General features: G+C 27.6%; 8 protein-coding genes. All 8 read left to right on the forward strand.

The annotated features are described in order from the left end of the window. Nucleotides 1-74: 74 nt before the first annotated feature. A complete protein-coding gene (locus RWY47_RS02080) occupies nt 75-1,415 on the forward strand; it encodes a PTS sugar transporter subunit IIC (RefSeq protein ID WP_150842237.1) in 1,341 nt (446 codons plus the stop codon). 1 nt (nt 1,416) lies between these two features. Beyond that, nucleotides 1,417-2,169 (forward strand): MurR/RpiR family transcriptional regulator, encoded by a 753-nt coding sequence (locus RWY47_RS02085; protein ID WP_150886177.1) that lies wholly within the window; start codon nt 1,417-1,419, stop codon nt 2,167-2,169. A 2-nt stretch (nt 2,170-2,171) separates the two neighbouring features. After that, a complete protein-coding gene (locus RWY47_RS02090) occupies nt 2,172-3,362 on the forward strand; it encodes a MalY/PatB family protein (protein WP_224170893.1) in 1,191 nt (396 codons plus the stop codon). Nucleotides 3,363-3,534: 172 nt separating this feature from the next. After that, nucleotides 3,535-4,491 carry an ABC transporter permease gene (locus RWY47_RS02095; RefSeq protein ID WP_114542924.1) on the forward strand — a complete coding sequence of 319 codons (957 nt, stop codon included), beginning with the start codon at nt 3,535-3,537 and terminating at the stop codon, nt 4,489-4,491. Further along, nucleotides 4,478-5,473 (forward strand): iron chelate uptake ABC transporter family permease subunit, encoded by a 996-nt coding sequence (locus tag RWY47_RS02100; protein ID WP_224170894.1) that lies wholly within the window; start codon nt 4,478-4,480, stop codon nt 5,471-5,473. Before RWY47_RS02095 ends, RWY47_RS02100 begins: the two co-directional genes overlap by 14 nt. Next, nucleotides 5,470-6,225 carry an iron ABC transporter ATP-binding protein gene (locus tag RWY47_RS02105; RefSeq protein ID WP_021428691.1) on the forward strand — a complete coding sequence of 252 codons (756 nt, stop codon included), beginning with the start codon at nt 5,470-5,472 and terminating at the stop codon, nt 6,223-6,225. The genes RWY47_RS02100 and RWY47_RS02105 overlap by 4 nt, the downstream gene beginning before the upstream one ends. A gap of 56 nt (nt 6,226-6,281) precedes the next feature. Continuing rightward, the gene (locus RWY47_RS02110; protein WP_150842241.1) at nt 6,282-7,244 is read left to right on the forward strand and encodes a siderophore ABC transporter substrate-binding protein; all 963 of its coding nucleotides are present in this window, start codon (nt 6,282-6,284) and stop codon (nt 7,242-7,244) included. Nucleotides 7,245-7,367: 123 nt separating this feature from the next. After that, a partial coding sequence (locus RWY47_RS02115) for an ABC transporter ATP-binding protein (protein ID WP_316030222.1) occupies nt 7,368-8,179 on the forward strand: 812 nt, incomplete at its 3' end.

The following is an 8,179-nucleotide window of genomic DNA, read 5'->3' on the forward strand; positions in this document are numbered from 1 at the left end:
TGTACAATTAGAAAAAATTCCAGTAAAATAAATTTAAAGAAAACGTTAACAAAATTCGACAGGAGGATATAACCATGGAAAAAGTAACACAATTTATAGAAGAAAAAATGGTACCAAAAGTAGCTAAATTTTCAAATTTACGTTATATAAAAGCATTACGTTCAGGGTTCTTTGCTATAATGCCTCTTACAATAATAGGATCTATATTTTTATTAATAGCAGATTTTCCTGTAAGTGGATATGCAGAATTTATGGCTAATATATTTGGAGCAAACTGGGGAGCTTATTTAGAGCCAGGTTATAGAGCTACATTTGATTTGATGGGAGTAATGCTAGCAGGAACATTATCATATAAACTGGCTGAAGATTATAAGTTAGATAGTTTATCTGTAATGATAATATCTTTAGTAGCTTATATGATAGTAACTCCTAAATCTATGACAACAGATGCCGGAGAATTTGTGAATAAAGTTATTCCTATGGTTTGGTTAGGTGCTAGAGGCGTTATAACTGCAATTATAATGAGTATATTATCTACAGAAATTTATAGATTTGCAATTGATAAGAAAATAGTGATTAAGCTTCCAAGTAATGTACCAGAAATGGTAAGTAAGTCATTTACAGCTTTAGTACCAGGGACTATAGTAGTTTTAATTTCATTAATATTAAATGGAATATTCTTATTTATGGGAACTACAATGCATGACTTTATATACACTGTATTACAAGTTCCATTACAAGGGTTAACTTCATCAGTAGAAGCTATAACTGTAGTGGCAGGATTAAATGGATTATTATGGTGGTTTGGAATACATCCTACTGTAGTTAACTCAATAGTTAATCCTTTATTAAATGCTAATGCTATAGAGAATTTAGAACTATTTAAAGCTGGACATCTTACATTTGAAAATGCAAATGTAGGAACAATACAAATGATAGATCAATTTGCTACAATAGGCGGAGCAGGTATGACTATAGGACTAGTAGTTGCTATGCTTATAGTTGCAAGATCTCAAAGATTAAAAATGATGTCAAAATTAGGGGCAGTTCCATCTTTATTTAATATAAATGAGCCACTTATATTTGGTACTCCGATTATATTAAATCCATTAATGTTAGTACCGGTTACTTTAGCACCTATAGTATCAGTATTGATAGCTTACTTAGCTATGAAATTACAATTCATGCTACCGTTTAATGGAGTTATAGCACCTTGGACGACACCACCTATAATAAGTGGGTTATTAGTTAGTGGATGGCAAGGAGCATTGATTCAATTGATAGCTATAGTTGCATCTACTTTAATATACTTACCATTTGTAAAAGCACTAGATAATCAATATAGGAAAGAAGAAATAGAAGTTGAAGAAAATAATTCAGAATCAGTTTCTGAAGATGATGAGTGGGCTTTATAACATGAATTTAAATAAAAAGATTTCACTAAATGCTAGAAATTTAAGCAAATTAGAAAAAGACTTATTACATGATTTATTAGAAAATAAAAGTAAATTTACTTATAAAAAATTTACTATAGCGAACATTGCAAATGAGTTTTCAGTTAGTAATACAAGTGTACATAGACTATCAGAAAAATTAGGATATGATAGTTTTATCCAATTTAAAGATGATTATTTTAAAAGAAATGAAAAAAGTTCAAATGAAAATACTGTTTTGAATAATGATTTTGTAAACCTTATGATAGATACATATAGTTTAGTATCAGAATCTATAAGTGATGAGATAATTGACAAAATGAATAGCTGCAAAAAAATTAATATTTACGGTATGGGAATGAGCAATTATCTAGGAAAGATTTTTCAAATAAAGTTACAGCTTTTAGGTATTCCAGCTGAACAGCACGATGACTCAAGATTTATGAGACTATCAAGCCGCATATTAAAAAAAGAAGACGATTTAGTTATAATACTTTCAAGAAGTGGAGAAACACCTGAGTTACTTGAAGTTTTGGTAGAAGCTAATTTGAAAGGAATAGATGTTGTATTGATAACGGAAACAAGAGGTTCTACTTTTGAAAGAATGTGTAAATATAAAATTTACACAGGGTGTACTCAAGATTCTGACACGGACATTGATACAAGACTTAACTTTCATATAGCTATGGATATGCTTATAAAAAGGTTTATAGAAAAATACAAGAAGAAGGTATAGCCATGTATGATTTTGAAGATATATTATGTAGAAAAGAAAATGGATCTAAAAAGTGGAATGAGGATTATATAAATAGAAGGTTTCCTGGATTTAAAACTCCATTTTATCCACTATTTATAGCTGATATGGACTATAAATTGCCAATTGAAATAACTAATAATTTTATGGAATTTATACAAAAATGTGATTTTGGATATTTTGATGTTTTAGAAAAATTTAATGAATCTATAGTTAATTGGTATAAAAAAATAAATGATATAGAGATTGATAGAAATATAATATTACCTGGAATAGGGACTTTGGCATCTATGAATTTAGTAGTTAAAACTTTACTAAATAAAAATGATAGTGTTTTGATTTTTACTCCAGTGTATGGACCGTTTAGAGATATAGTGGAAAACAATGAACTAAATCTTATTAAACAACCATTAAAAAATATAAAAAACAGATACTATATTGACTTTGATGAACTTGAATCCAATATAATTAAGAATGACATAAAGTGTGTATTAATGTGTAATCCACATAATCCATCTGGAAGGGTATGGGATTATGATGAACTAAATAAGTTAGTATATATATGCAAAAAATATAATGTTTTTTTATTATCAGATGAAGTTCATAGCGACTTGATATTAAATGATAAAAAATTTATTTCTTTAATAAATTTTGAAAAAGATTATGAAAATATAATAATCAGTTCATCTCCAAACAAGACTTTTAATTTAGCTGGAGTATGTGGTTCATATTTACTAATAAAAAATAAAATACTTAATGATAAAATAAAAAATACATTTATTAAAAATAAATTAGAAATAAACAGAGTGGGATATGAATTTTTAGTAGCTTGTTATGAAAATGGACATAATTGGGTAGATTCATTGAGAGAAAACATAAAAGAAAACTTAAAAATTGTAGAGAGTTTATTAGACAACGAAGGAATAGAAGTAATGACTCCAGAGTCTGGATATTTAGTTTGGGTTAAATTGAATAAAGTTAATGATAGTTTGGAGTTTGTTGAAAAGCTTGCTAAAGAAAGTGGCGTGTTACTAGAAAGTGGAACAAGGTTTGTTGATAGCGAAAATGGATATATACGTATAAACATAGCCACTAGTAAAACTATAATTGAAAAATCAATGAGAGAACTTAATAAATTTTATGATGAGTTTATAAAAAAAGAAGCTGTAACTTAGTTATAGCTTCTTTTTTTATGTGAAATTGCTAAATGAATTTTAAAAAAATTTAAAATTATAAATAAATTTTAAAAATAATATTGACAGTGATAACTATTATCAGTAAAATATAAAACAAGTAATGAAAACTATTATCAATAATTAACTGGTTTCAGAAAGAGAGAGTAAACTAATGAAAAAAAGATACTTATTAATTGTATTAATATTATTGTCAATAACATCTTTGTTTATAGGAGTTAACGATATAACTTTAATGGATATTGTAAGTTACAATAAAGAAAAAGTAGATATATTTTTTATAAGCAGAGTTCCTAGACTTGTGAGTATACTGTTGGCAGGATTAGGGATGAGTATATGCGGATTAATAATGCAACAGGTAAGTCGAAATAAATTTGTTTCACCTACAACGGGTGCAACAATTGATTCAGCTCAATTGGGATTGGTATTTGCAATGTTGATTATACCAAGCACAGGCTTAGCTGGAAAAATGATAGCATCATTTGCTTTTGCACTTGCAGGAACTTTTATTTTTATGAAGATTTTAAAAAGTTTAAAGTTTAAAAATGCCGTATTTGTTCCATTGATAGGTATAATGTTTGGAAATATTATAGGTTCTGCAACAACTTTTATAGCGTATAAATACAATCTTATGCAAGATATAACTGCTTGGATGCAAGGCAACTTTTCTATGATAATAAAAGGAAATTATGAAATGCTATACATAACAATACCATGCATAATAATGGCTTACATATATGCAAATAAATTTACAATAGCAGGAATGGGTGAAGACTTTGCTACTAATTTAGGTCTTAATTACAATAAAGTTGTTAACTTAGGTCTTATGATAGTTGCAATTGTAACAGTTTGTGTAGTTATAACAGCGGGAAGTATACCTTTTATAGGATTGATAGTACCAAATATAGTATCTATGTACAAAGGTGATAACTTAAAGGATAGCATATGGCATACTGGATTATTTGGAGCAATATTTGTTTTAGTATGTGATATATTTTCAAGGACTGTCATATATCCATATGAAATTCCGATAGGGCTTACGGTTGGAGCTATTGGAAGTATAATATTCCTTTTTATGATTTTAAGGAGGGGAAATCATGCAACAGCTTAGCGCTTTAGAAAAAGAGATAAATATAAAAATAAACTTAAAAAGTAAACTATACATAGTAGGGGCTCTAATTGTAATTTTTTCAGCATTATTTTTAACTGTAGGAGTTAATTTTGATCACATAGATTATGCTATGAGCCAAAGGATACCTAAACTTATAGCAATTGTTATAACTGGGGGATGTATAGCTTTTTCATCAATCATATTTCAAACTATAACAAATAATAATATACTAACGCCAAGTGTACTAGGATTAGACTCATTATATGTTTTAATTCAAACGGTAATAGTATTTTTATTAGGAGTGGAAAGCTCATTTATAACTAACAAAAGTTCTAACTTTTTACTATCATCATCATTAATGATTTTAGCATCTTTTGTTCTTTACAAAAAACTGTTTGAAAGATCTAACAATAATGTGTTTTTCTTACTACTTGTTGGTATGATATTTGGAACATTATTTAAAAGTATGTCTACATTTATGCAAGTAGTGATAGATCCAAATGAATATGCTGCACTTCAAAATAGTTTATATGCTAGTTTTAGTAATGTAAATACAGAAATCTTGATGATGTCAGTAATAATGATTATAGCTATTATACCATTTATATATGATGAACTTAAAATGTTAGATGTAATATCTTTGGGAAAAGATCATGCAATAAATTTAGGTGTAAATTATGATAAAGCTGTAAAAAAATTAATAATAGTTGTGGCTATGTTAGTTTCAATATCAACTGCTTTAGTTGGACCTATAACATTTTTAGGACTTTTGGTTGTAAATGTAGCAAAGCAGTTATTTAAAACATACAAGCACACATACTTGATAAGTGCATCAATTCTAATAAGTATATCAACTTTAGTAGTAGGTCAGTTTTTAGTGGAAAGAGTATTCACATTTACAACTACTATAAGTGTAATTATAAACTTTATAGGTGGATTATACTTTATATACTTGTTATTAAAGGAGAGTAAAAATCAATGATACAAGTAGAGAACTTAATAAAAAAATATTCAAATAAAAATGTTGTTGATAAAGTATCTATAAATATAGAAAAAGGCAAGATAACTTCATTTATAGGGCCAAATGGAGCTGGAAAGAGTACAGTTTTATCGATGATAACTAGGCTAATGAAAAAGGATAACGGAGAAGTTCTAATAGATGGCAAGAGATTAGAAGAGTGGGATAACAAAGAGTTGTCTAAAAAAATAGCTATATTAAAACAATCAAATAATATAAATTTAAAACTTACAATTAGAGAGCTAGTTAGCTTTGGAAGATATCCTCATAGCGAAGGCAGATTAACAAAAGAAGATGAAAAATATATAGATGAAGCTATAGATTTTATGAAATTAAAAGATATTCAAAATAAATATTTAGATGAATTAAGTGGAGGTCAAAGACAAAGGGCTTACATAGCGATGGTAATAGCACAAAACACTGAATATGTATTTCTAGATGAACCACTTAATAACTTAGATATGAAACATTCTGTTGAAATGATGAAAGTTCTTAGAAACTTATGTGATGAATTAGGAAAAACTGTTGTATTAGTTATGCATGACATAAATTACACATCTTGTTATTCTGACTATATAGTAGCATTGAAAGATGGTAAAATTGCTAATCACGGGAAAACACAAGATATAATCAATAAAGAAGTTTTAGAAGGTATATATGATATGGAATTTGATATTAGAGAAATAAACGGAGATAAGATTTGTGTTTATTTCTAAAAAAATTTAAATATTAATTGATAAAGATAATCATTATAAAAAAGGAGAAAAGAAAAATGAACAAAAAAGTGGCGTTAATATCAGGAATTGTTATAGTTGGTTTAATAGGAGGAACATTATTGTTTGGATCTAAGAAAAATGATAAAACTAGCGAACAAAACAGTCATGTTATAAAAATTGAACATGCACTTGGAACAACAGAGGTAAAAGAAAATCCTAAAAAGGTAGTAGTATTTGACTATGCAGCATTAGATGCTATAAAAACTTTAGGGGTAGAAGGTGTAGTAGGAACGGCTCAAAGTTCATCTATGCCACCTTATTTAAGTCAATATGAATCTAGTGAATATGCAAATGTAGGAGGACTTAAAGAACCAGATTTAGAAAAAATAAATGAACTTAAGCCAGACTTAATAATAATAAATGGAAGACAACATAGTTTCTATGATAAGCTAAGTGAAATAGCTCCAACGATATCTTTAGCTAAAGAAGATGGAAAATATATGGAATCTTTTACACATAACATGAAAGTATTAGGAGACATATTCAATAAAGAAGACCAAGTAGATTCAGAATTAAAGAAAATAAATGAAAAAATAGAAGATATAAATGAAGAAGTTACTAAAAATGGGTACAAAGCAACAACATTAATGGTAAGTGATGGGAATTTAAGTGCTTTTGGATCTGATTCAAGATTTGGAATGATATATAATAATCTTGGATTTAAAAATACGGATAGCAATTTAAAATCTGCAGACCACGGTCAAGATATATCATTTGAGTATGTATCAAGTCAAGATGCTGATTACATGTTTGTTATAGATAAATCAGTTATAGCAAGTGATAAAAATCAAAAGCCAGCTAAAGAGATATTAAATAATGATTTAGTAAATAAAACTAATGCTGCTAAAAATGGCAACATAGTATACTTAGATACTCATTCTTGGTACTTAAGTGATGGTGGATTTATATCTACAAATACTATGTTAGATGAAGTAGATAAAGCGATAGATAATAAATAATATAAAAAAGTTGTATGTAAACTATGCAGTTTTCATACAACTTTTAAATTTCTATTAATATTACTTTTTTTAATTACATATACTCAAATTGGGTATATAATAGTATAGACAAGGAGGGATGGTATGTTAAAAGAATTTATAAAATATTACAAGCCATATAAAAAATTATTCATACTTGATTTAATAGCTGCATTTGCCGTAGCTTTATGTGACCTAGTTTATCCGATGATAACTAGAAATATAATGAATGAAGTTGTACCAAATAAGGATTCAAGGATGTTAATTGTATTTGCAGTTACATTACTATTAATATTTATAGTAAAAGCAGGATTAAATTATTTTATGCAGTACTGGGGACACGTTGTAGGTGTTAGAATGCAAGCTGATATGAGAAGTTATGTATTTACTCATTTACAAAAACTTCCTAATTCATATTTTAATGATAATAAATCTGGGGTTATAATGTCTAGAATCATAAATGACCTTATGGAAGTTTCAGAATTAGCTCATCATGGACCGGAAGATTTATTTGTGTCATTAGTTATGTTAATAGGTTCATTCTTAATATTATTAGGAATAAATGTACCTCTTACATTAATTATTTTTGCGATATTGCCATTTATAATTTTGTATGCTGTAACTCAAAGAAAAAGAATGTCAAAAGCATTTATGGACACTAGAGTTAAAACAGGAGATGTAAATGCTACATTAGAAAATAGCATAGCAGGTATGAGAGTTACTAAATCATTCTGTACAGAAAAAGAGGAGTTAGAAAAGTTTAATGAGTCTAATAATATATTTAGACATGCTAGAGAAGGCGCATACAAAGTTATGGCAGAGTACTTCTCAGGGATGTTCTTATTTATAGATATATTAAACCTAGTTGTTTTAATAGTAGCTGGATACTTTACTTATATGAACTATATAAACTTAGG

The organism is Paraclostridium sp. MRS3W1 (assembly GCF_032465715.1).
Lineage (GTDB): Bacteria > Bacillota > Clostridia > Peptostreptococcales > Peptostreptococcaceae > Paraclostridium > Paraclostridium dentum.

What these genes read in the sequence shown, in the direction of transcription:
- RWY47_RS02080 (WP_150842237.1), top strand. Translation starts at nt 75, where the DNA reads ATGGAAAAAGTAACACAATTTATAGAAGAAAAAATGGTACCAAAAGTA.
- RWY47_RS02085 (WP_150886177.1), top strand. Translation starts at nt 1,417, where the DNA reads ATGAATTTAAATAAAAAGATTTCACTAAATGCTAGAAATTTAAGCAAA.
- RWY47_RS02090 (WP_224170893.1), top strand. Translation starts at nt 2,172, where the DNA reads ATGTATGATTTTGAAGATATATTATGTAGAAAAGAAAATGGATCTAAA.
- RWY47_RS02095 (WP_114542924.1), top strand. Translation starts at nt 3,535, where the DNA reads ATGAAAAAAAGATACTTATTAATTGTATTAATATTATTGTCAATAACA.
- RWY47_RS02100 (WP_224170894.1), top strand. Translation starts at nt 4,478, where the DNA reads ATGCAACAGCTTAGCGCTTTAGAAAAAGAGATAAATATAAAAATAAAC.
- RWY47_RS02105 (WP_021428691.1), top strand. Translation starts at nt 5,470, where the DNA reads ATGATACAAGTAGAGAACTTAATAAAAAAATATTCAAATAAAAATGTT.
- RWY47_RS02110 (WP_150842241.1), top strand. Translation starts at nt 6,282, where the DNA reads ATGAACAAAAAAGTGGCGTTAATATCAGGAATTGTTATAGTTGGTTTA.